General features: G+C 69.6%; 25 protein-coding genes. 18 read left to right on the top strand and 7 right to left on the bottom strand.

Annotated elements, in window-relative coordinates; all coding sequences use genetic code 11:
* Positions 1–281: 281 nt before the first annotated feature.
* Positions 282–1,025: a class I SAM-dependent methyltransferase gene (locus BX283_RS04185; RefSeq protein ID WP_101386308.1), complete on the top strand. Its 744-nt coding sequence runs from the start codon at positions 282–284 to the stop codon at positions 1,023–1,025.
* Between the two features lie 68 nt (positions 1,026–1,093).
* Here the strand turns inward: BX283_RS04185 and BX283_RS04180 are convergent, their stop codons facing one another.
* Positions 1,094–2,704 carry a serine/threonine-protein kinase gene (locus BX283_RS04180; protein ID WP_257581914.1) on the bottom strand — a complete coding sequence of 537 codons (1,611 nt, stop codon included), beginning with the start codon at positions 2,702–2,704 and terminating at the stop codon, positions 1,094–1,096.
* A 419-nt stretch (positions 2,705–3,123) separates the two neighbouring features.
* Here BX283_RS04180 and BX283_RS04175 point away from each other — a divergent pair, with 419 nt between their 5' ends.
* The 3 genes from BX283_RS04175 to BX283_RS04165 all read left to right on the top strand — a co-directional run bounded on the left by BX283_RS04175 (position 3,124) and on the right by BX283_RS04165 (position 5,721).
* Positions 3,124–4,149, top strand: a complete 1,026-nt coding sequence (locus BX283_RS04175) for a serine hydrolase domain-containing protein (protein ID WP_373979117.1) — start codon at positions 3,124–3,126, stop codon at positions 4,147–4,149.
* Between the two features lie 193 nt (positions 4,150–4,342).
* The gene (locus BX283_RS04170; protein ID WP_143676377.1) at positions 4,343–4,861 is read left to right on the top strand and encodes a hypothetical protein; all 519 of its coding nucleotides are present in this window, start codon (positions 4,343–4,345) and stop codon (positions 4,859–4,861) included.
* Positions 4,862–4,923: 62 nt separating this feature from the next.
* On the top strand, positions 4,924–5,721 hold the full coding sequence (locus BX283_RS04165; RefSeq protein WP_101386305.1) for a hypothetical protein: 798 nt from the start codon (positions 4,924–4,926) through the stop codon (positions 5,719–5,721).
* 21 nt (positions 5,722–5,742) lie between these two features.
* Here BX283_RS04165 and BX283_RS04160 read toward each other — a convergent pair whose 3' ends face one another.
* Entirely contained in the window at positions 5,743–6,561 is an 819-nt protein-coding gene (locus BX283_RS04160; RefSeq protein WP_101386304.1) for a LysR family transcriptional regulator, read from the bottom strand.
* A gap of 297 nt (positions 6,562–6,858) precedes the next feature.
* Here BX283_RS04160 and BX283_RS04155 point away from each other — a divergent pair, with 297 nt between their 5' ends.
* Entirely contained in the window at positions 6,859–7,554 is a 696-nt protein-coding gene (locus BX283_RS04155; RefSeq protein WP_101386303.1) for an SDR family NAD(P)-dependent oxidoreductase, read from the top strand.
* A 125-nt stretch (positions 7,555–7,679) separates the two neighbouring features.
* On the opposite strand, the gene BX283_RS04150 is transcribed toward BX283_RS04155, so the two are convergent.
* Both BX283_RS04150 and BX283_RS04145 read right to left on the bottom strand, forming a co-directional pair.
* Positions 7,680–9,053, bottom strand: a complete 1,374-nt coding sequence (locus BX283_RS04150; protein WP_101386302.1) for an endo-1,4-beta-xylanase — start codon at positions 9,051–9,053, stop codon at positions 7,680–7,682.
* Positions 9,054–9,334: 281 nt separating this feature from the next.
* Positions 9,335–10,414 carry a LacI family DNA-binding transcriptional regulator gene (locus BX283_RS04145; RefSeq protein ID WP_101386301.1) on the bottom strand — a complete coding sequence of 360 codons (1,080 nt, stop codon included), beginning with the start codon at positions 10,412–10,414 and terminating at the stop codon, positions 9,335–9,337.
* A 410-nt stretch (positions 10,415–10,824) separates the two neighbouring features.
* Here BX283_RS04145 and BX283_RS04140 point away from each other — a divergent pair, with 410 nt between their 5' ends.
* From BX283_RS04140 to BX283_RS04115, 6 genes are all read left to right on the top strand, one after another.
* Positions 10,825–11,868: a glycoside hydrolase gene (locus BX283_RS04140; RefSeq protein ID WP_101386300.1), complete on the top strand. Its 1,044-nt coding sequence runs from the start codon at positions 10,825–10,827 to the stop codon at positions 11,866–11,868.
* Positions 11,865–14,108 (top strand): glycoside hydrolase family 9 protein, encoded by a 2,244-nt coding sequence (locus BX283_RS04135; protein WP_101386299.1) that lies wholly within the window; start codon positions 11,865–11,867, stop codon positions 14,106–14,108. Before BX283_RS04140 ends, BX283_RS04135 begins: the two co-directional genes overlap by 4 nt.
* Before the next feature lie 166 nt (positions 14,109–14,274).
* A complete protein-coding gene (locus tag BX283_RS04130) occupies positions 14,275–14,622 on the top strand; it encodes a DoxX family protein (protein WP_101386298.1) in 348 nt (115 codons plus the stop codon).
* A gap of 95 nt (positions 14,623–14,717) precedes the next feature.
* Positions 14,718–15,242, top strand: coding sequence for a MepB family protein (locus tag BX283_RS04125; protein WP_101386297.1), 525 nt, complete (start codon positions 14,718–14,720; stop codon positions 15,240–15,242).
* Positions 15,243–15,358: 116 nt separating this feature from the next.
* On the top strand, positions 15,359–15,922 hold the full coding sequence (locus BX283_RS04120; protein ID WP_101386296.1) for a GNAT family N-acetyltransferase: 564 nt from the start codon (positions 15,359–15,361) through the stop codon (positions 15,920–15,922).
* Between the two features lie 151 nt (positions 15,923–16,073).
* Entirely contained in the window at positions 16,074–16,610 is a 537-nt protein-coding gene (locus BX283_RS04115; RefSeq protein WP_101386295.1) for a hypothetical protein, read from the top strand.
* 91 nt (positions 16,611–16,701) lie between these two features.
* Here BX283_RS04115 and BX283_RS04110 read toward each other — a convergent pair whose 3' ends face one another.
* Entirely contained in the window at positions 16,702–17,091 is a 390-nt protein-coding gene (locus BX283_RS04110) for a VOC family protein (protein WP_101386294.1), read from the bottom strand.
* Between the two features lie 341 nt (positions 17,092–17,432).
* On the opposite strand from BX283_RS04110, the gene BX283_RS04105 reads away from it, so the two are divergent.
* From BX283_RS04105 to BX283_RS04095, 3 genes are all read left to right on the top strand, one after another.
* Positions 17,433–18,929, top strand: coding sequence for an IMP dehydrogenase (locus BX283_RS04105; RefSeq protein WP_101386293.1), 1,497 nt, complete (start codon positions 17,433–17,435; stop codon positions 18,927–18,929).
* A gap of 167 nt (positions 18,930–19,096) precedes the next feature.
* A complete protein-coding gene (gene dnaN, locus BX283_RS04100; protein WP_101386292.1) occupies positions 19,097–20,236 on the top strand; it encodes a DNA polymerase III subunit beta in 1,140 nt (379 codons plus the stop codon).
* A 48-nt stretch (positions 20,237–20,284) separates the two neighbouring features.
* Positions 20,285–20,821, top strand: coding sequence for a hypothetical protein (locus BX283_RS04095; RefSeq protein WP_101392118.1), 537 nt, complete (start codon positions 20,285–20,287; stop codon positions 20,819–20,821).
* Positions 20,822–20,926: 105 nt separating this feature from the next.
* Here BX283_RS04095 and BX283_RS04090 read toward each other — a convergent pair whose 3' ends face one another.
* Entirely contained in the window at positions 20,927–21,871 is a 945-nt protein-coding gene (locus tag BX283_RS04090; protein WP_101386291.1) for a PD40 domain-containing protein, read from the bottom strand.
* Between the two features lie 375 nt (positions 21,872–22,246).
* Between BX283_RS04090 and BX283_RS04085 the strand changes: the two genes are divergently transcribed.
* The 3 genes from BX283_RS04085 to BX283_RS04075 all read left to right on the top strand — a co-directional run bounded on the left by BX283_RS04085 (position 22,247) and on the right by BX283_RS04075 (position 25,111).
* The gene (locus BX283_RS04085) at positions 22,247–23,164 is read left to right on the top strand and encodes an endo-beta-N-acetylglucosaminidase H (protein ID WP_101386290.1); all 918 of its coding nucleotides are present in this window, start codon (positions 22,247–22,249) and stop codon (positions 23,162–23,164) included.
* Positions 23,165–23,320: 156 nt separating this feature from the next.
* Positions 23,321–23,728, top strand: a complete 408-nt coding sequence (locus tag BX283_RS04080) for a hypothetical protein (RefSeq protein WP_101386289.1) — start codon at positions 23,321–23,323, stop codon at positions 23,726–23,728.
* Between the two features lie 165 nt (positions 23,729–23,893).
* Positions 23,894–25,111 carry a GNAT family N-acetyltransferase gene (locus BX283_RS04075; RefSeq protein WP_101386288.1) on the top strand — a complete coding sequence of 406 codons (1,218 nt, stop codon included), beginning with the start codon at positions 23,894–23,896 and terminating at the stop codon, positions 25,109–25,111.
* A 47-nt stretch (positions 25,112–25,158) separates the two neighbouring features.
* Here the strand turns inward: BX283_RS04075 and BX283_RS04070 are convergent, their stop codons facing one another.
* Complete coding sequence (locus tag BX283_RS04070; RefSeq protein ID WP_101386287.1) at positions 25,159–26,058, bottom strand: NAD-dependent protein deacetylase; 900 nt, start codon at positions 26,056–26,058, stop codon at positions 25,159–25,161.
* 324 nt (positions 26,059–26,382) lie between these two features.
* On the opposite strand from BX283_RS04070, the gene BX283_RS40460 reads away from it, so the two are divergent.
* Positions 26,383–26,544 carry an SflA family class IV lanthipeptide gene (locus BX283_RS40460; RefSeq protein WP_180357040.1) on the top strand — a complete coding sequence of 54 codons (162 nt, stop codon included), beginning with the start codon at positions 26,383–26,385 and terminating at the stop codon, positions 26,542–26,544.
* Positions 26,545–26,554: the final 10 nt, after the last annotated feature.

Raw genomic sequence — 26,554 nt, 5'->3', positions numbered from 1 at the left:
GGTCCGGCACGAAGACCCCTGCCTTCACCCTGCCCCTCGACCACACGGTCCCGGTCGTGCGACGGCGTCAGCCCAGATGGCGGTGGCGGTGCAACTCCCGCGTCCGGACCGCATGGTTGGGTGATACGAGGGCCATCGGTCAACTTCTTTGTGTCATCTGCCAGTACGGCGGTCGGTCAGGCGCGGAGGAGACTTCCTGCCACAGCCGCGATCCGGCGGGCCTTCTGGTCCGCAGCGCTGTCGTGGCCGCGTACAGGATGAAGCACACGAGGGGACGGCACATGAGCGTGCAGCAGTATGACCAGATCGGCGAGGCGTTCGAGGGGTTCAAGTCCCTGCCGTTGATGCGTTTCGGGGAGGTGCCGAGCTTCCTGAGTCTGGTCGGGGACGTGAGTGGCAAGTCGGTTCTCGACCTGGCGTGCGGCACCGGTTTCTACAGCAGGGAGTTCAAGCGGCGCGGCGCCGCGGATGTCTTCGGGGTCGACATCTCCGTCGAGATGATCGCCGCCGCGCGGGAGATCGAGCAGCGTGACCCGCTGGGTGTGCGCTACGAGGTCGGGGACGTAGCCGAACTGCGCTCTCTCGACCGGCACTTCGACGTCGCGCTGGGGGTGCAGTGCCTCAACTACGCCGAGGACATCGCGGCGATGGAGCAGATGTGCCGCAAGATCCACCGTAACCTGGCGCCGGGTGGGGAGTTCTTCGTGCTCGCCCAGAACCCCGACTACCGGTTCGACTGTCCGTCCCTGGACAAGTACGGGTTCCTCTGCGAGCCGACCGGGGAGGAGATCGAGACGGGTACGCGGGTGCGGGTCACGGCTCTCCTCGACCCGCAGCCGATCAGTATCGTCAGCAGTGCCCCGCGCCGCGAGGTCTACGAGGAGTGTCTGCGGGCGACCGGGTTCAGTGAGATCGAGTGGGTTCCGCTGGCGGTGTCCGAAGCCGGCATCCGAGAGTTCGGCGAGGACTTCTGGGCGGACCTGCTGGCGCACCCGCCGCTGGCGATGCTGCGCTGCCGTGCCTGACCGGCCCGGCCGGCCGGGCCTGGAGCGCTGACCAGCGAGGCGGCACGGCTCGGCGCACCCGCTGCCCGTTACCGCGCCTGGCCGGGCAGGCGGAAGCCGTCGCGTACGTGGTCGAAGACCGGCTTGTACCGGTCCCAGTCGGCAGCCGGTGCCGAGAGGTAGATCGCGTACTCCGTGCCGCCCGGGTTCCCGAACCCGAGGTCCACCGCGCGCCACTGGCGTGCCCGGCCCTGCCAGGAGAACTCCCAGATCGCCGCCGGACGCTGCTGGTAGGTGGTGTTCTGCATCCGCAGCTGACGGTAGCCGGGCAGTTTGCCCTGCTTGATGGACCGTGCCTCGTCGTCCTTCCAGCGCTGGAGGGGGTCGGTGCTCGCGAAGTCGAGCGCGGCGATCCGCAGGCTCGCCATCCCGGTCGGGTCGATGTACGCGACCCCCTCGGCGTCGTCGTCGAGCTTCTTGCGGGTCCAGCCGTCGGGAACCGGGAAGGCGAGGCCGAACGCCTTCTCCTCGACCAGCCGGTAGCCCTTCGGCGCCGACGAGGGCCCAGGGGTCCGAGAGGCGGAGGTGCTCGGAGTAGGTGCGCCGCTCGCGGCGGTGCGGCCCGTATCGTGCAGGGCCAGGTAGGTGCCGCCGAGCGCCGCCGCGGCCAGGATCGCCGCGACCGCCGCCCAGGCGGCCGTCCGGCGGCCGGTGCGGCCACGGGCGGAGGTGTCCTCTCTCGCATAAGGGGACTCTCCCGCATCGGGGGAGAGGAGTGCCGTCGCCGCCGTGCCCGGGCGGTCGGGCCCTGGGGCGGCGGACTCCGTCCGGACCGCGCGGCCCGCAGGAGCGGGCGCCGGAGTGTGCGGCCGCGCCGAATCCCGGAGCCGTGCCTGGACGGCCTCGGCCGTCGGGCGGTCCTCGGGCTCCTTGGCCAGCAACTGCATGATCAGCGGGGTCAGCGGACCGCCGTGACGCGGCGGCTCCAGCGGGTCGGCGACGATCGCGTACGCCGTCTCTATCGGCGTGCTCCGACGGAACGGGGGCCGCCCCTCGACCGCCTGGTAGAGCGTGGCGCCCAGCGCCCACAGGTCCCCGGCCGGGCCGGGCGGCGCGCCCTTGACCCGCTCCGGGGCGCAGTAGTCGATGGAGCCGACCAGCTCGCCGGTGCGCGTGAGCGTGGACGTGCCGGAGGCGATCGCGATGCCGAAGTCCGTCAGGACCACCCGTCCGTCGGGCCCGAGCAGCACATTGGCGGGTTTGACGTCGCGGTGCAGGACCCCGGCGGCGTGCGCGGCCCGCAGGGCGGCGATCATGGCCCGGCCGATCCGGGCGGCCTCCCCGGGATCCACCGGACCATCGTTCTTCAGTACGTCACCGAGCGTGCGGGACGGCACGTACTCCATGACGACGCACGGCAGCCCGGCATCCTCCACGACGTCGTGCACCACTACGACGCTGGGATGCGTGATCCGGGCCGCGCTGCGCGCCTCGCGGCGGGTGCGCTCATGCAGCGTGGCGCGCTCGTCCTCGCCCAGGTGCGGTGGGAAGTGCACCTTCTTCAGTGCGACGTGGCGGCCGAGCAGCTCGTCCTCGACCCGCCACACGGTGCCCATACCGCCGCGGCCGATCTGCTCCAGGAGCCGGTAGCGCCCCGCGATCAGCCGTCCGGGCCCATCGGCCGCCGCACCGTCCCACACTGCCCGCACTCCTCGTCCCAGCCCCGGATCTCCCGGCCGTTCTGCCCTGCTTCCGCCACCCTAACGACGCAATGTTGCGATTTGGCCACAGGGGGTCTGGTGGGGTGCGGGGGCTGTAGGGGGGTTGTCCCTACATCGCATGGTCCTGCTGCCCGGTTGGTTCAGTGGATCTTGGTCGCGCAGGCTGGACGCGTCCGGTCATCCAATGCAACCAGCAAGCCGCACAAGGGAGTTCACCCATGTCCGACCATTCTCAGAAGCCCTGTCGGCGTGTTCACATCACATCTCCGCGCAGGCCGGGGCGGGCAGCCGCAGTGGTGGCCGTGGTCGCCGCCGCACTGACCGCAGTCAGCACGCTACCCGCGGCGGCGGGGTCCCACACCTCCCGCGATGTCGTACGCAAGGGGTTGGAGCGACTGGTGGCCGAGGACCAGTACCCCGCCGCCCTGGCCGCCACCGTCGACCGCGACGGGCGCACCCGTAACTACACCGCCGGTGTCGGGGACGTGAGGACCGGGGCGAAGGTGCCGGTCGACGGGCAGGTCAGGGTGGGGAGCAACACCAAGACGTTCACCGCCACGGTCGTCCTCCAGCTCGTCGGCGAGGGCAGGGTCGCGCTGGACACCCCCATCGAGGAGTATCTGCCCAACCTGGTGCGCGGCGACGGCATCGACGGGCGTGACATCACCGTGCGCCAGCTGCTCCAGCACACCAGCGGACTGCCCGACTACACCGAGTTCATGGCCGACGACGACCTCTACGGCAAGGGCCGCCACACCTACTACCAGCCCCGCACGCTGCTCGACATGGCGCTGGCCCACAAGGCGCTCTTCGACCCCGGCACCGGCTGGTCCTACAGCAACACCAACTACGTCCTGGCCGGCCTCCTCGTCGAGAAGGTCACCGGGCGCCCGGTCGCCGAGGAGATCACCGAGCGGGTCATCGACCGGCTCGGGCTGCGGCACACCTACTTCCCCGGTGTGGGCGATGAGCGGATCCGAGAAGCACACCCCAAGGGGTACCACGCGGCGAAACCCGGAGCGCCGCTGGACGACGTCACGGAGCTGGATCCCTCCTGGGGCTGGGCCGCCGGGCAGATGATCTCCACCCCCAGCGACCTGAACCGCTTCTTCTCCGCCCTGATCGGCGGCGAGGAGCTCCTCAAGCCCGCTCAGCTGGCCCAGATGCGTACCACCGTCGCGGTCCCCGACGACTTCGAGCCGGGCTCCGGCATCCGGTTCGGCCTCGGGCTGGTGAGCACGCCGCTGAGCTGCGGCGGGCTGAGCTGGGGCCACAGGGGCGGCATCCCCGGCTACTCCACGATCGCGGCCGTCACCGACGGCGGCCGCGCCGCCAGCGCCGCCGTCACCGCCCTCAGCCCGCCCAACGGAAAGGAGACCGACAACGTCCAGCGGTTCGTCGACACGGCCCTGTGTGCGAAGTGACAGCCGATCCACCTCAGCGGCCATCACGCTACGCCGTCGTGAGGAGTCGGCTGTAGCGCGCAGGGGTGACCTGTTGTGCCACTCTGTGTAGCGCATTGGATACGTTGGGTAGGCTGCCGTGCGTTCACGCGAGGCCGGTGCGGTTCTCGGATGCCGGGCCGCGCGTCGCACTGTTCTTCCCTCAAGGAGATACATGCGTAAGCGGAGGATGTCGGCTGCGGCCGCGTCGATGGCGATGGTCGGGCTCCTCGCCGGGACGTCTCTCGCCGCCGCGGGGCCCACGGCGGGGGATCCGTCCGCGCCGACTACCGTCCCCGTGGGAAAGGCCCCCGCCGCGGGAGCCGTCGACGCCGGCAGAAGCGGGTCCGACGCGGACGCGGCCGCCGTCATCCGGTGTGAGGGGCAGGTGCAGCGTCCGCACAACTCCACTCACGTACCCGGCACGGTCAACGTCGTGGTCACCGTCTCGTGCTCGGCGCCGGTTCCGGAGATCACCACACGGGCGGCCCTGTACAAGAACGGACAGCTCGTCAACCAGTCGGCGCTGCGCACTCAGAGGAACACCCGTGCGGCGCAGAACAACGCGGCCGTCCGGTGCAGCCCCGGCAACTACCGCGGCTGGATGTACTTCAAGGTCGTCTTCCCGCCCGGCTACCAGCCGCCCACCAGGTCCGCCAACGGCCTCGGCCTGGAAGTCCCCATCTCCTGCTGATCCGCCGCTACCGGAAGGCGGCCACATGTGCACGGGGGGTGCCGCCGGGAAGGAGACCTGGCGTGCACCCCCCACCGATCCGGATCCTGGCTCGCAGGGCGGCGGACCTCGACGCGTCGACGGATCCGGACGCCCCCGCCGATGTGGGGCTGCGCCATTTCACCGCGGTCATGTCGCTGTGGACCGAGCCCGAGACGGCCGCCCGGACCGGGGGCCGAACTGTCGTCGAAGCCGCCGACGCGGACGAGGTGGCCGACAGCTGCGTACTGTTGCGCCACCTCTCACGCGACGAGCCGAGCCTCGTACGAGGCCCCTTGGACCGTACGCGCCAGCACTGGATCGGCACCGGCCCCCACGAGCTGATGCCGTCAAGGCAGCCCACGCTGGCCCGCACACGGTTCACCACCCCTCGCGGGGAACCGGCTTCCCCCAGCACGAAACCGTTCCACTTCGGTCTGTACACCTCCACGGCGCAACGCGACGGTCCGGGTATGTGGCGCATGTACCTGGACCAGGGATCGAACCTCCATCCACGGCCCTGGCACACCTGGGAACTCCAGGTCACCGACCCCGCGGCGGAAGTCCTTGAGATCACGGGAGCCGGTGAATGGGCGGCCTTCGTCGAGCGATACGCACGCGTGCACGACGGCGCCGTCTTTCCCGACTGGGACAAGGCCGCCCATGACTACGCCGGGGTGCACGTCACCCTCCGCGCGATCCTCGCCACCCAAGGCTTCAGGTTCGCCGTCAAGGACGGGCTGACGGCCCCTCCCTACTGGGACATCGAATCCGTCCTGTGGCTCCGCTGGTGCTTCTCCTCCGTCCGCCTCGTGGAAGTAACACCACCCGACGCAACCTGAGTTGGCCTCGTCCAGCCTCTCTCAGTCGCCGGAGTTCTGGCGCAGTATCGCGGTGGCGATGTCCAGGAAGTTCCGTACGGGGCCCGTGCGGTTGCTCTCCGGTACCGCCAGGCAGGTCTCGACGGGCAGGGCGTCGGTCACGGTCAGATAGACGAGGTCAGGGCGTGAGTACGAGGCGGCGATACTGACGGGGACCAGCGCGATGCCCTGCCCGGAGGCGATGAGCTCGAACTTCTCATCCAGGGAGGACGTCCGCCGCGTACGGCCGTCGAGGATCGGTTCACCGTCGAGATCGGCCGAGGTGAGCGTGTGGCGGTCGGCCAGCGGATGTGTCACGGGCAGACACGCGACCTTGGTGTCGTGACCGATGGGGATGGTGTGCAGCCCTGAGTCGTCGAAGGGGCGCCGGAGGTATCCCACGTGCGCGCGGCCGTCGCGGAGCGGCGCGTCCCGTTCCGACCAGGGCAGCGGAAGGACATCGACCTCGACGTTCGGATGGCTCAGCGTGAACGCCCGGATCGCCTCCGAGACGTGCAGCCCGCCGGAGAAGGCGACGACGAGCCGCTGTTCACCCCGCTGGGCCTCGTGCACGCGCCGCAGCGCCATGTCCACCACCGTGGTGATCCTCGACGCCTCGTCGTACAACTGCTGCCCCGCAGGCGTCAGTTCGACGCTGCGCGTGGTCCGCGTGAACAGGAGGCATCCCAACTCCTGCTCGAACGCGCGGATCTGCCGGCTCAGAACCGGCTGCGCGATGAACAGTGCCTGTGCCGCCCGGCCGAAGTGCCGATGCTCGGCCACCGCCATGAAATAGCGGAGCTTGCGCAGATCCAGATCCATGCCGTCACGGTATCAATGCGGTTGGTAAGGGTATTGGACGCCCGGTCGGGCAGCTCGGAAACTTGTCAGCGTGATCGGCGCGACCACTCCGGCAGTCGGCGCGGGCAGTCAACTCCCGTGCTCCGCGGCTGGTCGTGACCGGCTCACACGATGACGCCAGGCACCTCGGCCACACCACGGGACTGCCGCGTTGCTCCCCGAGACGGCCCTCCACGGCGAGCAGTCGTCGACCAACGACCGCCGTGAACGCCGCTTCGCGACGGCCAGGTGCCCTGACCCACCAGACCAGAGGATCACATGAACGACATCCGCAAGACCGCAGTCATCATCGGGGCTTCACGCACCTTGGGCCTCGGGCTCGCCGACGAGTACCTCCGTCGCGGCTGGGACGTCATCGGCACGGTCCGCGGCAGCCGACGCACCGGCCTCCACGACCTCGCCGAAACGTCCGAGGGCCGGCTCACCATCGAGTCGCTGGAGATGACCGACCCCGAGCAGATATCGGCTCTGCGCGACCGGCTGTCACAGCGCACGCTCGACCTGCTCTTCGTCAACGCCGCCATCACACGCGGCGATCTGCCGATCGGTGAGGTCCCGACGGACATGTTCACCGAGGTCATGATCACCAACGCCCTCAGCCCGATGCGCGTCGTGGAGACCCTCGGCCCGCTGGTCGCCCCGACCGGGACCATCGGCATCATGTCCTCCGACCAGGGCAGCATCGCTTTGAACACCGAAGGCGGACAGGACCTGTACCGGGCCAGCAAGTCCGCGCTGAACCAGCTGATGCGCAGCTACGCCGCCCGCGACGCCGAGAACACACGGACACTGCTGCTCATGGACCCGGGCTGGGTCCGCACCGAACTCGGCGGAGCCGAGGCCGAACTCAGCGTGGAGGAGAGCGTGCCCGGGGTGGTGGAGACCATGGAGCGTCACGAGGGGAAGCGCGGTCTGCGCTTTCTTGATTACGAAGGGAACGTGGTGCCCTGGTAGATGGGCGGGGGTTTGCCGGGGCTGCGCCTCTGAGAAACAGACCCCTCGGCAGTGTCCGGCGCGGGCGGCGTGGGCCTCGCACCGGACACGTACCGGGAGAGTCGGTGGGAGTTGGTGGCGGGCTGTCAGGACGCGGTGCAGGAGCCGAGCACCGGGGGTGTGCTGATGCCGTTCCGCATGACCGTGAAGCCGAAGCTCGTCGATGCTCCGGCGGCCAGGCTGCCGTTGCCGTTCGGCCGCATCGTCATGACGTTGCCGCTGCTGTCCCAGGTGGGTGTGCCGTTCCAGGTTGCGGAGATCTTCTGCGGCGGTGTGACGGTGACGGTCGTGGTCCAGTTGCTGATCGCCGAACTGCCCGCGGTGATGGTCACCTTGCCGTTGAAGCGGTCACTCCATTCCTCGGCTTGGCTGTAGGTGGCCGTGCAGGAGGCGGCGCCGGAACTGCCGCCGCCGCCGAGCGCGGCCAGCACCGCGCTGTACGCGGGCTTCTTGTTGTAGTTGCCGTCGAAGAGCAGCGGTGTTCCGCCTGCACGCCAGGAGTACTTGTCGGTGACTCCCCAGACGGTGATGCCGGTGCAGCGTGAGACCGCCAGACAGGCTCGCACGACGTTGCGGTAGTTGTCGGCCTGCGCCGTGCCCGAGCCCTCGATGTCCAGCTCGGTGATCTGTACGTCGACGCCCAGGTCGGCGAAGCGCTGCAGGTTCTCCCTGTAGTTGTACGGGACCGGGGAGGCGCTGTTGAAGTGGGACTGGAAGCCGACGCAGTCGATCGGCACCCCGCGTGCCTTGAAGTCCCTGACCATGTTGTAGACGGCGTTGCTCTTCGCGTTGATGCCGTCGATGTTGTAGTCGTTGTAGCAGAGTTTGGCGGCAGGGTCGGCGGCACGGGCAGTGCGGAACGCCTCCTCCATGTAGCCGTCGCCGAGCTTGTCCTGGAAGGGTGAGCTGCGCCGGGCGCCGCTGCCGCCGTCCTGGAAGGCCTCGTTGGCGACGTCCCAGGAGTGGATCTTGCCCTGGTAGTGCCGCATGACCTGGGTGATGTGGTTGTTCATCGCCGATCTGAGGTCGGCCGGGCCGAGGTTGCCGACCCAGCCGGGCAACTGCGAGTACCACACCAGGGTGTGGCCGCGGACCTTCATGCCCCTGCTCCGGGCGTGGTTCACGATCTGGTCGGCGGAGCCGAAGGTGAAGGTGCCGCGGCTGGGCTCGGTGGCGTCCCACTTCATCTCGTTCTCCGGCGTCACGGAGCTGAACTCGGTGTCGAGCGTCGAGGCGTACGGGGCTTCGCCCAGGTGGTTCACGGCGACGGCGGCGCCGAAGTAGCGCCCCTGCTCGGCGGCCGCGGCGCCGAGGGTGCCGGCGGCCTGGGTGGTCCCGGCGAGGGCGGGAGCGCCGGCCGCGGCGAGCAGGGCGACTGTGCCGATGACGAGTGCGGCGCGGGTGCGCGAGCGTCGGGGCCGACGTTGAGGAGGTGGGTCGATGGTCGTGCGGGATGCCATCTCGTCCCCTTCTTCAGGGTGGGGGGTGGGCAGGGTCCGGCGGTGCACCCGGTCAAGGCGGGTACTCCGCTGTCCGAAAGTTTCGGAATCATTCCCGACTTGCGTGAGGGACCATAGGAGCACCCTCCTCTGGCGTCAACACACTGCGCACCCTCAACTTCAATTGGGCCGGGCAGACTTGACGATGGAATGCTCGGCCCGAAAGTTTCGAAGCGCTCTGCAGCCGCCTTGGCGCCGTCCCGCGTCCCCGCGCGGCAGCGCGACGAGGTCGGGAGGCGGGCTCAGCCGGCGGACCTGCCGCCGGGCGCGGCGCCGGTGCTCTCCCGGACGACCAGATGCGTCGCCAGCTCCATCCGCAGTGTGGGGCCGGGCAGTACCGCTTCCGCGCCCTGCAGCACGATCCGGGCGGCGAGGGCCGACATCTCGCGCAACGGCTGGCGGACCGTGGTCAGCGGCGGCGAGGCCCAGGCGGCGTTCGGGACGTCGTCGAAGCCGACGATGCTCACGTCGGTCGCGACCCGCAGCCCGGCCTGCCGGATCGCCTCGTACGCGCCCAGGGCCATCAGGTCGCTGCTCGCGAAGACGGCGGTGGGCGGTTTCGGGAGGGCGAGCAGGTTGCGCATGCCGGAGTACCCGGTGGTGTAGTAGAAGTCGCCGGGCTGCTGGAGTGCCGGGTCGACCGCGATGCCCGCCCCCTCGAGCGCCGCGCGGTATCCGTCGAGGCGCGCCCGCGCGCACAGGGCTTCCTCCAGGCCCTGCAGGATGCCGATCCTGCGGTGTCCCAGGTCGAGCAGGTGCTGGGTCGCGGCCATACCGCCCTGCCAGTTCGTCGCGCCGACCGTCGGCACTCCGGCGTCGGGACTGCCGACCGGGTCGACCACGGCCAACGGGATGTCCAGGGAGTTGACCTGCTTGCGCTGCGCCGGGGTGAGGTCGGTGACGGCGAGGATGATTCCGTCGGAGCCGCGCTTGGAGACGTTGTCCAGCCAGCGCAGGGTGTGTGCGGTGGTTCCGTGGGTCGCGGTCACCACCACCTCGGTGCCGTGCTCGGCCGCGGCGCCCTGCACGCCCTGCAGCACCTCGCCCGCCCACAGGCTGTCCACCTCGCGGATGACCAGGTCGATGAGCCCGACCGTCTTCTTCGGACGGGCGCGGCGGCGCAGGTAGTTGTGCCGCCGCAACAGTTCTTCGACGCGGGCCCGGGTCTCCGGCGCCACCTGGTCGTGGCCGTTGAGGACCTTGGAGACGGTCGGCGCCGACACGCCGGCCTCACGGGCGATCTCGGCGATGGTGACTCGGGAGGCGGGAGCGGCGGCCCCGGACGTGACCGCCGTTGCACTGCTGCTCCGTCGGCCGGTCATGGGCGACCTCGTCTCTGTGTCGGTGCGTCGGGGCCAGCATACGCGCCATAACTCCGGGTGTTTCGGCAACTTTTGCACCTACCGGGATCGATGGCGGACCCCTGTCGACTCTCTGCGGCCTGCCCGAAATATCCGTTGACGCTGCTGTGCGGGTGCCCTACGTTGCCCGGAACGATGCAGCGAAACATGCTGAAAGTTTCGGCATTGGAAGGCCTCGATGGCATCTCGGGCCGTGCACGCGCACGACACCGAGCTCGTCGCGGCGGTCGAACGGGGCCTGACCACCGAGGAGTTGGCGGATCGGGCGGCGCGGCGGTGCTGTTGCAGAAGTGCGAACTCGGCCTGCTGGAAGCGGACTGGGACCCACCGGGTGCGGCGGGACGCACCCGGGTGACCGAGAGGAAACCGCCATGCGTGACTTACCCAGGTGGCTACGGCACGGAGCCGCGACCACAGCGGGTCTGCTGGCCACCCTGCTCCTAGGCGCGCTGTCACTGGTGACAGCGCCGTCGGCGTCGGCAACCGGCCCCCTCTGCGACCAGTACGGCAGCGCACCCGTGTCGGGCGGCACGTACATCGTCCAGAACAACGAGTGGGGCGACACGATCGGGCAGTGCATCAACGCCTTCGACGGCGGCTTCACGTACACCTCGGGGTATCACAACCTGTCCGGCAGTCCCGCACCGGCGGGGTATCCGTCGATCTACGCGGGCTGCCACTGGGGCAACTGCTCCAGCGGCAACGGACTGCCGCAGCAGGTGTCGTCCTTCACCAACCCGCAGTCCCACGTGGACTTCACCACCACCGGCGACGGCCAGTGGGACGCCGCCTACGACATCTGGTTCGACACCGCCCCGCACCCCACCGGGCAGAACAACGGCGCGGAGCTGATGATCTGGGCCGACCACGCGGGCCCCCCGACACCGTACGGCCGCCAAGTCGGCACCGTCTGGCTGGAGGGCGCCAACTGGGACGTGTGGTACGGCCCGCAGAGCAGCACCAACGGCGGTGTCACCGTCACGTGGAACACCGTCTCGTACGTGAGGCAGCAGCCGGTCCACTCCCTGACGGTGAACATCAAGGACTTCACCAACGACTCCAAGGCGCGGGGCTATCTGCAACCTTCCTGGTACATGACCAGCGTGCAAGCCGGATTCGAGCCGTGGGTCGGCGGCCCCGGCCTGGGCGTGAAGAACTTCTCCTACACGCCCGACGGGAGCGCCGCGACGGGCGGCGCGATCGTCGGACGGCAGAGCGGATGCTGCCTGGACCTCAGCGAATGGGGCAGCGCGGACGGCACCCCGGCCCAGCTGTGGGACTGCTCCGGCGACTGGAACCAGCGGTGGACGGCGGCAGGTTCCACCAACGGATCCCTGCCGCAGATCTGGGACTGCTGGGCCACCGCCAACCAGCTCTGGTCGCACCCGAATCCTCTGAGAGGAGCCCACGCGTGAAACGACGCGGAACCACGCTGCTGTCCCTGGCCGCGCTCCTGGCGGCGGGTCTCGCCGCGTTCCCGCCCGCCGCGGCGGGCGCGGACGAGTCCGAGCAGCTCAAGAACAGCACCTTCGACACCACCAGCGACCCCTGGTGGACGACCGGCAACCTCACCGCGGACCTGTCCGGCGGCCGGCTCTGCGCGCAGGTGCCCGGCGGCACCGCCAACCCCTGGGAGGCGGGCATAGGCCAGAACGACATCGCCCTGGTCAAGGGGGAGAACTACCGCTTCTCCTTCTACGCCGACGGCGCCCCCGAGGGCCACAGGATACGGGCGATCGTCGGCCTGTCCTCGTCACCGTACGACACGTATTTCGAGGTGACGCCGCAGCTGAGCGTCTCTGGCAACGCCTACACGTACACCTTCACCTCGCCCGTCGACACCCCGCAGGGCCAGGTCGCCTTCCAGCTCGGCGGCAGTGCGGACCCCTGGCGCTTCTGCGTGGACGACGCGTCGCTGCTGGCAGGCGTACCACCCGAGAAGTACGAACCGGACACCGGGCCACGTGTGCGCGTCAACCAAGTCGCCTACCTCCCCACCGGCCCGAAGAAGGCCACGCTCGTCACCGACGCGACCACGAAACTCCCGTGGCAGCTGAAGAACGCCCACGGCGACGCGGTCGCCTGGGGCTGGACGGTCCCGCGAGGCATCGACGGCTCGTCCGCACAGAACGTCCACTCCATCGACTTCAGCGCCTACCGCACACCGGGACAGGGCTACACCCTCGTCGCTGACGGGCAGACCAGCCGTCCCTTCGACATCGGTACGGCCGCCTACCGGAAACTGCGCCTCGATGCCGCGAAGTACTACTACACGCAGCGCAGCGGTATCGCGATACGCGACGACCTGCGGCCCGGATACGCCCGCCCCGCCGGTCACGTCGACGTCGCACCCAACCGGGGCGACGGCGCGGTGCCCTGCCAGCCGGGCGTCTGCGACTACACCCTCGACGTCACCGGCGGCTGGTACGACGCGGGCGACCAGGGCAAATACGTCGTCAACGGCGGCATCACCACCTGGGAGCTGCTGAGCACCTACGAACGCTCCCTGCACGCCCGCACCGGGCACCCGGCCAAGCTGGGTGACCACACTCTCGCCATCCCGGAGAGCGGCAACGGGGTGCCGGACATCCTCGACGAGGTCCGCTGGGAGCTGGACTTCCTGCTCAAGATGCAGGTGCCCGAGGGGCAACCCTTGGCCGGTATGGCCCACCACAAGATCCACGACGAGAAGTGGACGGGCCTGCCGCTGCTGCCCAGCGACGACCCGCAAAACCGTGAACTGCACCCGCCGTCCACCGCGGCGACCCTCAACCTGGCGGCGACGGCCGCGCAGGCGGCCCGCCTGTACCGGCCCTACGACCACGCCTTCGCCGCCAAGGCACTGCGGGCCGCCCGCAAGGCATGGACGGCGGCCCTCGCGCACCCGGGGATGTACGCCTCCGCCAGTGACGGCACCGGAGGAGGCACCTACGCCGACGACAACGTCAGCGACGAGTTCTACTGGGCGGCCGCCGAGCTGTATCTCACCACAGGAGAGCGGACGTTCAAGGAATACGTCCTGCACTCCCCGCTCCATCAGGCCGACATCTTCGGCCCCCTCGGCTACGACTGGTCCAGGACGGCGGCCGCGGCCCGGCTGGACCTGGCAACCGTGCCGAACAACCTGCCCGGCCGGGACACGGTGCGCCGTTCTGTCATCAAGGGCGCCGACCGCTACCTGGCGACGCTCACGGCACACCCGTACGGCATCCCGTACGCCCCCGACGGCAACCAATACGACTGGGGCTCCAACCACCAGATCCTGCACAACGCCGTCGTCATCGCGACCGCCTACGACCTCACCGGCGCATCCGGATACCGGGACGGCGCCGTGCAGAGCATGGACTACATCCTCGGCCGCAACGCACTGAACATGTCGTACGTGACGGGTTACGGCGAGGCTCATTCCCACAACCAGCACGCACGGTGGTACGCCCACCAGCTCGACCCGAGCCAGCCGAACCCACCCGACGGCACCCTGGCCGGGGGCCCGAACTCAGGCATCCAGGACCCCTTCGCGCAGAGCAAACTCCAGGGCTGCGTCGGTCAGTTCTGCTACATCGACGACATCCAGTCCTGGTCGACGAACGAACACACCGTCAACTGGAACTCGGCCCTGACCCGGATGGCGTCCTTCGTGGCGGACCAGGGCTGACGCGGCCGGGTGGCGTGCGCCGGGCAAAAGTAGTTTTCAAGTTTCCATGCCGACGGTGTCACACATCAGGACTCTCGCGGTTCAGCGTGGTGCAGGGGGTTCGCGCAGCGATGCCGGGCCCTTTGCTCCAGATCGTCCGCTGCATCCACACGTACGGGAGTTTCCGATGTCCAACGCCTATGTCATCGTCGCCGTTCTCACCGCCGCCTGGGTCGGCTTCTCCGGGTTTTCCCTGCTGCGCCGGGCCGACTTCGTGACGCAGCCGCTCGTCGAGTACGGCGTCCCGCGTTCCTGGTGGACGCTGCTGGGGCTGGCCAAGGCCGCCGGCGCGGCAGGACTGCTGGTCGGTCTGGCGGTCCCAGGGATCGGCATCGCGGCCGGGATCGCGCTGGTGCTGTACTTCCTCGGCGCGGTCGTTGCCGTACTGCGGGCACGCTCCTACAAGACCGTAGCCTTCCCCGTCCTGTATCTCGCCCCGGTCGTTGTCACCCTGATCCTTGGCCAGGCCGTCTGACCTGCCAGGATGGGCTCGTCGTGCGGTGTACGGGGCGGAGGGCCGGCCACCGGACGCGTGTGCGGGCTCGGCGGTCGGCCTGGCAGGATGACCGCATGGTGACGAATCAACCGTGGACGGGGTTTCACGGTGATCTGCTGGCGGCGAAGACGTTGGTGTACGACCCCTGCGGTTTTTCCTGCTCACTGCCGGTGGCCGAACCGGAGAGCGGCGAGTACGCGGCGCACGCGTACACGCTCGACGGCCTCGCGGTCCGGTTCCGCGTGGCGAAGACAACCCCGACGAAGGTGGGTCAGTTCGTCACCGTGTGGCAGCGGTCCGAAGAGGGCCCGATCCGGCCCTTCGACGCGGCCGACGGCGTGGATCTCTTCGTCATCAGCAGCCGGGATGACGACGGCTTCGGGCAGTTCATCTTCCCGCGCGAGGTGCTGAGCGAGCGCGGCATCGTCTCGCGCAACGGCGTCGGTGGGAAGCGGGGGTTCCGTGTCTATCCGCCCTGGGTCACCACGACCAACCGGCAGGCGGGCAGCACTCAGGTATGGCAGGTGGACTACTTCCTCCACCTTGGCAAGGACGGGCCCGTCGACCTGGCCCGTGCACGCGACCTCCACCACCCGTAGACGCCGAACCGCTCCGCGTGGCTGGCAGGCGACTGGACCACGGGGCCCTGTCCCTCGGGGACTCCGGTAGGGGATCATCCTCAGGAGCGACAGCGACGCGGTTCTCGGGAGGCGTGATGATCACGTGGCGGCGAGTGGCCGAGGCCGACTTCGGCTTGCTGCGGCACTGGCTCGCGCAGCCGCACGTGGCCCGGTGGTGGCACCACGACACCTCCGCGGAGGCGGTCGCACGGGACTTCGGCCCGGCGGCGCGCGGAGAGGAGCCCTCCGAGGACTTCCTGGTGCTGGTGGAAGGCACGCCGGTAGCCCTGGTGCAGCGGTGCCGGTTCGCCGATTACCCCGACTACGGCGCGGAACTGGACGGCCAGATCGAGCTCCCGGATGCGGCGGTCACGATCGACTACCTGATCGGAGACCCCGCCCGGGTAGGGCAGGGCCTGGGGCCGCGCATCATCCGGGCGATCGTCGAAGCCACCTGGGCCGATCACCCGGACGCGCCCGCCGTCATCGTCCCGGTCCACATGGCCAACCGCGCTTCGTGGCGCGCGCTGGAGAAGGCCGGGCTGCGCAGAATCGGCACCGCCGACCTCGCCCCGGACAACCCGGACGACGACCGCGCCCACTACGTCTACCGCGTCGACAGACCCGTCGACGAGGCCTCCGACACCGCCGAGGACTGACCGGCAGCACTCTCAACAGCAGGAGGGAATAGCCGAGTTAGAGGTACGCCGTCGCGGGGCTTTTCACGGGATTGCCGGACCCCCGGCTCCCGGGTCCTCTAGGGTGCGGATACGGCGTACTGCCCATTGCGGCCACCTGAGGAGGAACCTGTTGTTATCGCGCTATGGTCCCCAGCATGCCCCCGCCGGCGATGTGAGCGCGGCTCTGATGGTGATCGACTCCCGGCTCAAGCAGGTCTACGGCGGCAAGACCGAGAGCGACCCGGAACAAGAGGCGCTGGTCGAGCAGTTCATCGCGTCACTGGGCCCGGAGGGGGCCAGTGACCTGCTGGACGGCGCCTGCACGCTGATCTATATGTTCATGACGTGGCTACGGAAGGCCCACGAGGAGCACGAGAAGGACGTCATCGAGCACGTGGTGCCCAACCTGGTGGCCGCGATGCGGATGATGCCCAGGAGTGTGAGTCCCGAGGCCATTCCCACCATGGCGGGCCTGGTCATCGCCGCGGGCACCGGCCTGAGCCCGAGCCTGTGGCGCCAACAGTACGGGGACTGGACCGAGGAGGAGATGACTCCCCTCGAAGTCACCGCCTTTCTGCTCGCGGAGCACATCAACCGCATCACCGACGACACCGACTTCGCCACCCGTCTGATCACGGACGCCCTCGCCCGCGCCAGCGAGAATTGATGTGCCCCACCTGGCCCGCCCGGCCGCGATTCTGCTGACTCCGGCCGAGCGGGCCCAACCGGCGCTTCCCGCCCGAGATGAGGCCTCCGGGTCAGGGGCGGCGTCCCGCGAGGACACAGAACTCGTTCCCCTCCGGGTCGGCCAGGGTCACCCAGCTCTCCTCACCGGTCTGCCCGACATCTGCATGTCGTGCACCCAGGTCGAGCAGACGACGGACCTCTTCGTCCTGCTCCCTGTCGGTGGGGTTGACGTCGATGTGGAGCCGGTTCTTGACGGTCTTGCCCTCGGGTACGCGCGCGAAGGTCAACGACGGTGGCACCGGGCCGAGGCGGTCCTTGCCTTCAGGCACCAGAGGGGAGCCGATGGCTACGAATCCGTCCTCTTCCTCCTGCACCTCGTAATCCAGAACCGCGCACCAGAACCGGGCGAGACCCTGGGGATCCGCACAGTCGATCGCCAGCTCGGTGAACTTACTGGTCATGTCAGGACCTCCCGGTCACGTTGCGGATCCGCCGAAGACCACACCATCCCGAGGCGGAAGGCTCAACTGCGCGTCGCCATAGTACGGAAGAGTCCTCGCCATGGCGCGCACGGCCACGGGTGCCTGCGGCGATGCCGATTCGTGCATTGGCCGCGTGATCGATAAGGTGCCTGGTCACGACCGTACCCCCGTTCGATCCGCGGGCCGGTCAGGGCTCTGCCGTAGTTGGTGGCACCTCCACGGCTGCTGGGCCGACCTCTGCCTGCCTCGGATCCCGGGATGGGGAGGGGCGGTCCTCACGGCGGGGCAGCAGGCCCCGGCCGACGGGTCAGGAGGAACGAGTGGCACAGGTCATCGCCGAGGTCTCGCGGACGTTCAACGAGTTTCTGCTCTTGCCGAACCGGACGCGGACCGACTGTTCGGCTGCGACGGTCGACTTGCGTACGCCGCTGGTGCGGCACGTCGCGGGCGAGGCGTCGGCGATCGAGCTGCAGTCCCCGTTCACGTCCGCGATCATGCAGGCCGTCAGTACACCCGAGCTCGCGATCGCGCTCGCGCGAAGCGGTGGTCTGAGCTTCGTCCACCACAACCAGCCGATCGAGGACCAGGCCGCGGCGGTCCGCCAGGTGAAGAACTTCAAGGCCGGGTTCGTCACCAGCGACACCAACGTCCGCCCCGACGACACCCTGGGCCTCCTGGTCGAGGTCATGCGCCGCACCGGTCACAGCACCGCCGCGGTCACCCACGACGGGACCGCCACCGGCCGTCTGCTCGGCCTGGTGACCTCCCGGGACTTCCACCCCCAGCGTCATGACCTGGACGGACCGGTCAGCGGCCGGATGACCCCCGTCGCCGAACTGGCCCATGCCGGGGCCGACATCACGCTTTCCGAAGCCAACGCGCGGCTGTGGGACGAACGGCTGGACTGCCTCCCGGTGCTCGACACCGAGGGCCATCTGCAGCACCTGGTGTTCCGTTCCGACTACGCGGACAACAAGCGCTTCCCGAACCAGGTCGTGGACGCCGCCAAGCGTCTGCGTGTGGGCGCGGGTATCAACACCCACGACTATCAGGAGCGCGTCCCGGCCCTGCTGGAGGCCGGTGCGGACGCGCTGTGCTTCGACTCGTCCGACGGTTACAGCGACTGGCAGGCGCAGGCGCTGTCCTGGGTGAAGAAGCACCATCCGGAGATCCCGGTCGGCGGCGGCAACGTGGTCGACGGGGAGGCGTTCACCTTCCTCGCCGAGGCGGGAGCGGACTTCGTCAAGGTCGGGGTGGGCGGCGGTTCCATCTGCATCACCCGGGACCAGAAGGGTATCGGCCGCGGCCAGGCCAGCGCGGTGCTGGACGTCGCGGCGGCCCGGGACGCGTACCGCGAACGCACCGGTGAGTACGTACCGATCTGTTCCGACGGTGGGTTGGTGCACGACTACCACGTGGCCCTGGCGCTGGCGATGGGGGCCGACTTCGTCATGATGGGGCGTTACTTCGCCCGCTTCGACCAGGCGGCCGGCGCGAAGCTGCCCACCCGCGACGGCTTCGTGAAGGAGTACTGGGGCGAGGGCTCCAACCGGGCCCGCAACTGGCAGCGCTACGGCCAGGGAGGTCAGGGGCTGGTCTTCGAGGAAGGCGTGGACGGCTACGTCCCCTACGCGGGCGACCTCAACGAAGGGCTCGCCCTGACCGTCGCCAAGCTCAAGACCACGATGGTCTCCTGCGGCTCCAACACCCTGCCGGAATTCCAGTCCACGGCCCGGCTGACCCTCGTATCGGACCAGAGCTTCCAGGAGAGCCACGCCAACGTCACTCTGAGGGACACCCCGGCGACGGTCTCCTGACCAACCCCTGAGTCCTCGGCGTGAGGACTACTGGCGGGAGCGGAACCGCGCGCGGTCGCGACAACCCTCTCCCGCCAGTAGTCGCGCTCCGGCTCCAGGCGCCGTTGTCAGTGGCGGCGTATAGCGTGCGCGGGTCAACTGGCAGGACTGGACCGGGGAGAGTACGGATGGAATTCCGAATCGAGAGAAGCGCTTTCGCGGAGGCTGTGGCGTGGGCTGCCCGGTCGCTGCCCACGCGGTCGCCCGTGCCGGTACTGGGCGGCCTCCTGCTGACCGCCGAGGAGGGCCTGCTCCGTATCTCCGGCTTTGACTACGAGGTGTCCGCGAACATCGAGGTGCCGGCCGAGACGGTGGAAGCCGGCCAGGTCCTCGTCCTGGGGCGCCGCCTGCTCGACATCTGCAAGGTGCTGCCCGACGCCGTGGTGGAGTGCGCGCTGGATGGCGCGCGTTTCACCGTGGAAGGCGGTGGTACGCGGTTCGGACTCTCGACGCTGCCTCGGGAGGAGTATCCGCGGCTGCCCGGGCTGCCGGAGTTGCGCGGTGTGGTGGACGCCGGGGAGTTCGCGGCGGCGGTGGCTCAGGTCGTGATCGCCGCGGGGCGTGACGATGCCCTTCCGGTCCTCACCGGCATCGGGCTCCGGCTGGACGGCGAGTCGATGACGCTGGCGGCCTCGGACCGCTACCGCTATGCCGTGCGTACGGTGACGTGGAACCCCGACGCGGTGGACTCTGAAGCCGTGGAGGTGGTGGTTCCCGGTCGCAGGCTGACCGAAATCGCCCGCTCGCTGGCGAAGTCAGGCCTGATCCGTATCGGACTGAGTGGCCCGGGCAGCCCGGGTAGCGGTCTCATCGGTTTCGAGGGAGCCGGGATGCACACGACGGTGCGGCTGCTGGAAGGCCGACTGCCGCGCTACGACAAGCTGTTCACCCTGGACAGCCCGGCCGTCGCGGTCGTCGAGCGGGAGCCGCTCGCCGACGCGGTCCGCCGCGTCGCGATCGTCGCGGAACCCAACAGCCCGATCCGCCTGGACTTCTCCACCGAGGGATCGGTCCTCCTCCAGGCGGGTTACGAGGACGACATCGCCGCCCAGCAGCTTCCTGCCGCCCTGACGGCCGCCGAGGACATGGCGGTCGCCTTCAACCCGGCATATCTGTTGGAGGCCCTCAACTCCTTCAGCGCCGCGCGGGTGCGTTTCGAACTGCTGGGCCCCGGCCAGCGGGCGCTGCTCACCGGCGTACCGGGGTCGGACCACACCGAGCGCGACGAGCACCAGCATCTGCTCATGTCCGTACGGCAGTTGAGCTGACGGTCCCACCGGCCCGGCGTGGGGTGTCCCGTGGTGAAAGATGAGATCGTGATCTCCAAGGAACGCGCCGTCGAGCTCATCGAGTCCTTCCTGGCCACGGAGCTGCCGACGTGGCGATGGGAGGGACCCGCCCCCACGCCGGACATCTACCACGTGGAGGAACGCGCGGTCGGCTGGCTCGTCTTCTGGCGCTCGGCGGAGCAGGCCCGCGCCCGTGACATGCGCGGCAGCTTCGTCGGCGGCCACTACTTGGTGGACCGGCTCGACGGGAGCATCCACTACGTGCCCGCCGTCCGGGGAGAGGAGGAGGGCTGGGAGGAGCAGTACCTCCTGGAGGTCAAAGGCATCAGGCGGCCTGATCCACTGGCTGCCACTGTTCGCGCGCTCGTGCACTCCGCCGGGGGCGTGGCCGCGATGGTTCACCTGCGCCGAGAGGCTCCGCGACTGAGCCTTCAGGAGGCGAAGGCCTACGTCACGAGCGTTCGGGACGGTGCCGAACCACCGGAAGAGCTGGCGCGCCTGACGCGGAAGGAGCCGAAATGGCCGCTCCAGCCCATCGAAACGCTCGCTGGTCCGGTTGAGTAGAGGCCTCGCGTATGGACTGCTCGGCGTCGGCCGTCTGCGGCGTGACTCGCCCGGGCCGGCACCCCGTTCGCCGAACCCGGGCAGTCATCGACCGCTGACCTGCGTCTACGGGCGCCAGTCGGCCTCCAGGTCATGGGAGTCGGTCTTGGTGAGCAGGGCCAGTGCGGTGCCGTCGGCCCGTACCAGGCAGAGGTGTTCGGGGTCCGTGTCGTCGGTGCCGCCTCTGGTGAAGACGAGGCGGCTGCCGTCGGGGGACCAGGAAGGGTTCTTGTCGTTGAAGCGGGCCGCGGTGATGCGGTGGAGTCCGGTGCCGTCGGGACGGACGAAGTAGAGGTGGGCGAACCCGGAGGCGTCCACGCGGCTGAAGGCGATGCGGTTGCCGTGCGACCAGTCGGGCGTCCAGTCGTGGGAGCCGGGACCGGTCACCGCGGTCTCAGCCAGGGTGGACAGCCGGATCCGCATCAGCCTGCTGTGTCCGGCCGCGTCCGTGCGGTTGAACGCCAGGTACTTGCCGTCCGGGGACCACGTCGGGTGGAGGTCGTCCGCCGCGGTGTGGGTGAGCCGGGTGGCGGGCGTGCCGTCGATGTCGGCCACATAGATCTCGCGCTGGGTGCCCACCGGCTTGGCGTAGGCGATCCGCTTGCCGTCGGGGGACCAGGCCGGGTCGGAGGCGCCCTTGGTGCCCGGGACGGCCTTCAGGTCGCCGCCCGTGGTCTTCATCGTCCAGATGCCGTCGATGGCGCCACCGGATCCATAGCGGACGAAGGCCACCCGCTTGCCGTCCGGCGACCAACTGGGCATCACCTCGCTGACGGTGGCGGTGTGGGTCAGCGGGACGGGCGTGCCGCCGCTGGGGGAGATCGCGTAGAGGTCTTCCGTGGGCGCTGCCGCCGTGTACCGGGCGAAGACGATCCGGTGGCCTCCGGCCGCCCCCGCGTCTCCTGCCGCGCCGAGAGTCAGTGGCGCTGCCATGGCCATCGCCATGGCGGCGACCGCCGCCCGGCGCCGCGCGGTGCCGTTGCCGGTCCTGCCGAGTCTTCGCTCCCTCACGGCGGTTCCGCCGTTCCCTGTGCTCTGCTGATGGTGTGTCAAGGTGTCCACCCCGATCCCTCCGTGCGGCCTGCTGCCGCCCGCTTCGGCCCGTAAACATCCCACCGACGGGGCTCCTGGGGAAGAAAGGTCACCGAGCAATACGAGCCCTGTGACGTGGTGCGGACATGGCTGTCACACGCGAGGGACCCGAGGCGCGGCAGCGCGTGCCCGAGGCACCCTATCCAGGCCGCCCTGCGGTATGGCAGGCTCCGGTCCGGCCGGAGCAGGCGGACCGTAGGGCATCAGCCGTCCGCTTCCGCGCGGCAGGAGCGAAGCGTGCTTTGCCGCCGGCGGCCACACCGCACGAGCCATGCGACGGGAGGCTGATCGGCAATGCGCACATCACGCCGGAGCACAGCACGGACGACGGCACTGGCCCTGGTGGCCGCCGCGGCACTCGCGGTCGGCGCGACGGCGACCACCTCCGCGGCGGGGGCACCCGCGGTGAAGAAGCAGGGGCCGACCTCGGTGGCCTACATCGAGGTGAACAGCAACAGCATGCTCAACGTCGGCAAGTACAAGCTGGCCAACGGCGGCGGCAACGTCTTCGACATCGCCGTGGTGTTCGCCGCGAACATCAACTACGACACCGCCAAGAAGTCGGCGTACCTGTACTTCAACCCCAACGTGCAGCGCGTCCTCGACAACGCGGCGACCCAGATCCGCCCGCTGCAGGCGAAGGGCATCAAGGTGATGCTGTCGGTGCTCGGCAACCACCAAGGCGCCGGGTTCGCCAACTTCCCCTCCAAGGCGGCCGCTTCGGCCTTCGCGAAGCAACTGTCCGACGCCGTGAGCACGTACGGCCTCGACGGCATCGACTTCGACGACGAGTACGCCGAGTACGGCAGGAACGGCACCGGCCAGCCCAACGACAGCTCGTTCGTCTACCTGGTCTCCGCGCTGCGCGCCAACATGCCGGACAAGCTGATGTCGCTCTACAACATCGGCCCGTCGGCGACGAGGCTGTCCTACGGCGGAGTGAACGTCTCGTCGAAGTTCACCTACGCCTGGAACCCGTACTACGGCACCTGGGGTGTGCCCGGCATCGCTCTGCCGAAGGCGAACCTCTCACCGGCGGCCATCGACTTCGGATCGACGTCCTCGACCACCGCGGCGAGCCTGGCCAGGCGGACCGTCAGCGAGGGCTACGGCGTCTACCTGACCTACAACCTGGACGGCTCCGACCGGCACACCTACGTGACCGCCTTCACCCGGCAGCTGTACGGAAGCGACGCCGTGTACACCCCCTGAAGGCGCGAGGGAGGCCAGTGGCCGCTGTTGCAGGACGGTGACAAAGGCGGGGCAACGCATTCGAGGCAAGGGATATCTCTTCAGGCAAGAAGCGAGCAAAGGGCACCAACTCGCTGAAGCGCGAGATCCGGTGCTTTTCGACCGAGAGGGATATTCATGGCCATCACCAAGCGGCACTCCCTGCGTATCGCTGCCGTGGGCGTCGTCAGCGCGGCGTCCGTCGTTCTCGCGGGAACCGTTGCCTCGGCCGCCACCCCGGCCGCCGCCTCCGCCCCGCAGGCGCCCGCCGCCAAGGCCGGTATCACCGCCAAGCCGTCGGTGACCTCGGTCAAGGCGTGGCAGCTGTTCCGGGTCACCGGCACCGCGACCGGGCTGAAGGCGGGCAGCAAGATGGTCCTCCAGCAGAAGCAGGGCGCCAAGTGGGTCAGCCTGCCCGCCGTGACGCCGCTCGGCTCCAAGGGCACCTACTCCCTCGGCGTCAAGTTGGGCCTGAAGGGCAAGAACGACCTGCGGATCGTGAGCGGGAGCACCGCCTCGCCGGTGTTCAACGTGACCGTGCGCTGACCTCCCGTCGCGCGCGGGCCCGCACACGGCCCGCGCGCACGGCCCCTCAGCCCGTGGCGAGCCGGGTCCGGCGGTAATTCGCTTGACCTGGTCATGGGGCAACGCTGCACTGTGGCGGGACACCACGACCGGTGGTGCCGGTATCGCGGGGAGGCAGTCGCAGCCATGGAGATCCGTTCCACCACCGACCAGGACCTGGATGTCTTCGTCGACACCCTCCATGCCGCGTTCGGGCGCTTCCCGGACACTTGGGCCCACGGCAGCGGGGCGTGGTGGTCGGCGCTCGAAATGGACCGCGGGCTGTTCGCGATGACGCCGCAGGGGCGCCCTGTCGGTACGGCCGGCGCGTACTCCTTCGAGCTCACCCTGCCCGGCGAGATCCTCGCCCCGGCCGCCGGGGTGACCGCCGTCGGTGTCGTGCCCTCGCACCGGCGTCAGGGCGTGCTCAGCGCGATGATGCGGCACCAACTCACCGAGCTGCGGGCCCGAGGCGAGTTCCTCTCCGTGCTGCTGGCGTCCGAGGCGCTGATCTATCGCCGGTTCGGGTACGGGCCGGCGACCTACACCCAGCGACTGACGGTTGCACACCACAAGGGCGCCTTCGCCCCGCCTCGGGCGCGCGGCGAGGCCCGCTCGGACACCGGCTCGGTCGAAGTGCTGCGGCGTGCCGACTGCGGGGAGGTCCTGGAAGAGGTCTACGACCGGTACCGCCGCGCCCAGCCCGGCGCGCTGTCCCGACCGCACCGCTGGTGGGCCATGGGCGCCGGGCAGCCGCCGATCTCGCGGGCGCCGCGCTATGTCGCCGTCCACCGTGACGCCCACGGCGTCCCCGACGGGTACGCCAGCTATTCGATCGACGATTCCAGCACCCTGACGGTCGACGAGACCATCGCCGCGGACGACGCCGTCTTCACCGCCCTGGCCCGGTTCGTCCTCGGACACGACCTGGTCAATGAGGTCGTGTTCAAGCACGTCCCGCCCGAGCACCCGCTGCGCTGGCAGCTCACGGACTTCCGTGCGGGGCAGGTGAGCAACGACACCGACTGGCTCTGGGTGCGGCTGCTGGACGTCCCGCGTGCGCTGACCGCGCGCGGCTGGTTCATGGACGGCGAGCTCGTCCTCGACGTCGACGACCCGTTCCTCGGCGAGCACGGCCGGTACCTGCTGACCGTCCGGGACAGCAAGGCCGAGTGTGTCCCGACGGACCGGGAGCCCGACCTGTCCCTGGACGTGAGCGACCTCGGCTCGATCTACCTCGGCGGCACCGCACCGAGCACGCTCGTACGGGCCGGACACATCCGGGCCCACCGCCCGGGCGCGGCCGCCCTCGCCGACGCCCTCTTCCGCGCCGAGCGCGCCCCGCACTGCCTGCACTGGTTCTGACCGGGCGCTCGTCGACCTCACGCGGCTGACGAAGGCGACCGCTTCGATCAGGCTGTCGCCGGGTCGTCCAGTGGCAGGCCCAGGTGCTCGGCGACGGTGGTAAGGGTCGTTCCCAGAGGGAGCGCGACCCGGGTGACGGCGTGCTGGTCGCCCCGGGTCGGGTCCCTGTTGACGATCACCACCGGGGTCCCGGCCTGGGCGGCCTGGCGTACGAAACGCAGCCCGGACATCACCGTGAGCGAGGAACCCAGGACCAGCAGGGAGGTCGCCGCGCCCACCAGCGTGCGGCAGTGCGCCACCCGCTGGGGCGGAACCGCTTCGCCGAAGAACACCACGTCCGGCTTGAGGACGCCACCGCAGACGGTGCAGGGCACCACGTGGAAGTCCCCGACCTGTTCGTCGGTGAGGTCGGCGTCGCCGTCGGGGTTGATCGCGGCGGCCACCGGCGCGAAGCCCGCGTTGGCCTCCTCCAGCCGCCGGGCGAGCTCACGGCGCCGGCTGAAGTCGCCGCAGGAGAGGCAGACGACCCGCTCCAGGCTTCCGTGGAGCTCCACCACTCCGTCGCTGCCCGCGGCCTGGTGCAGACCGTCGACGTTCTGGGTGATCACACCGCTGAGCAGGCCGTGCCGCCCGAACGCGGCCACGGCCCGGTGCCCGGCGTTGGGCCGGGCGCGGCCGAAGGTGCGCCAGCCGAGGTGACTGCGCGCCCAGTACCGGCGCCGGGCCCGGGGGCTGGAGGTGAACTCCTGGTACGTCATCGGCGTGTGCCGACTGAGGCTTCCGCCCTCGCCCCGGTAGTCGGGGATGCCCGACTCCGTGGAGAGACCGGCTCCGCTGAGCACCACCACACCGCCGCTGCTCAGCACATCGGCGACCGGCCCCGGATCCGTGGTGCCGGGCGGCAGGCTCGTGTCGGGGGTCCAGCTGAGCGTGGGGCGCATGCGCATACAGCCAGCGTACGAAACGGGCGGGGAACCGGCACGGAGGGCGAGGGTTGGGGCCCGGGCGGTCCCAGTGGTCGTGGGCCGGTCATTCTGCGGCCGCACCGCCCATCGGAGCCCCCGGCTCGCCGCCGGCTCGTAGGCCGAAGCCGGGCGAACCCCCGCCGTTCGCATGCGCACCGTGCGCCAAGTGGCCGTACATCGAACGGTGTTGGGTTGGAGATCTCTGCGGTCGCCCCTCTTGCCGGTTCGTTCGACTTCGATGAAACTGGCATGCGCTTGACAAACTCTCCACCGAACCTTCTCGTTATGCACACAGAAAGGACCGTCATGAGCCCTGTGGCACTGCAGATCCGCGACGCCGGCCCGCTCGACGTGGCCGTGGAGGAAGAAGAGATCCCCTTCGAGGAACAGGCCGACCCCAGCCGTGGTCTCCAGGCGTGTCTGGCGGACCCCTGGGTGACCGCGACGACCCGCTTCGCCTGCGACTAGGCAAGGGGCG

Source organism: Streptomyces sp. TLI_146, from assembly GCF_002846415.1.
Taxonomy (GTDB): Bacteria; Actinomycetota; Actinomycetes; order Streptomycetales; family Streptomycetaceae; genus Streptomyces.
This window is presented reverse-complemented; position numbering and strand designations above follow the sequence as displayed.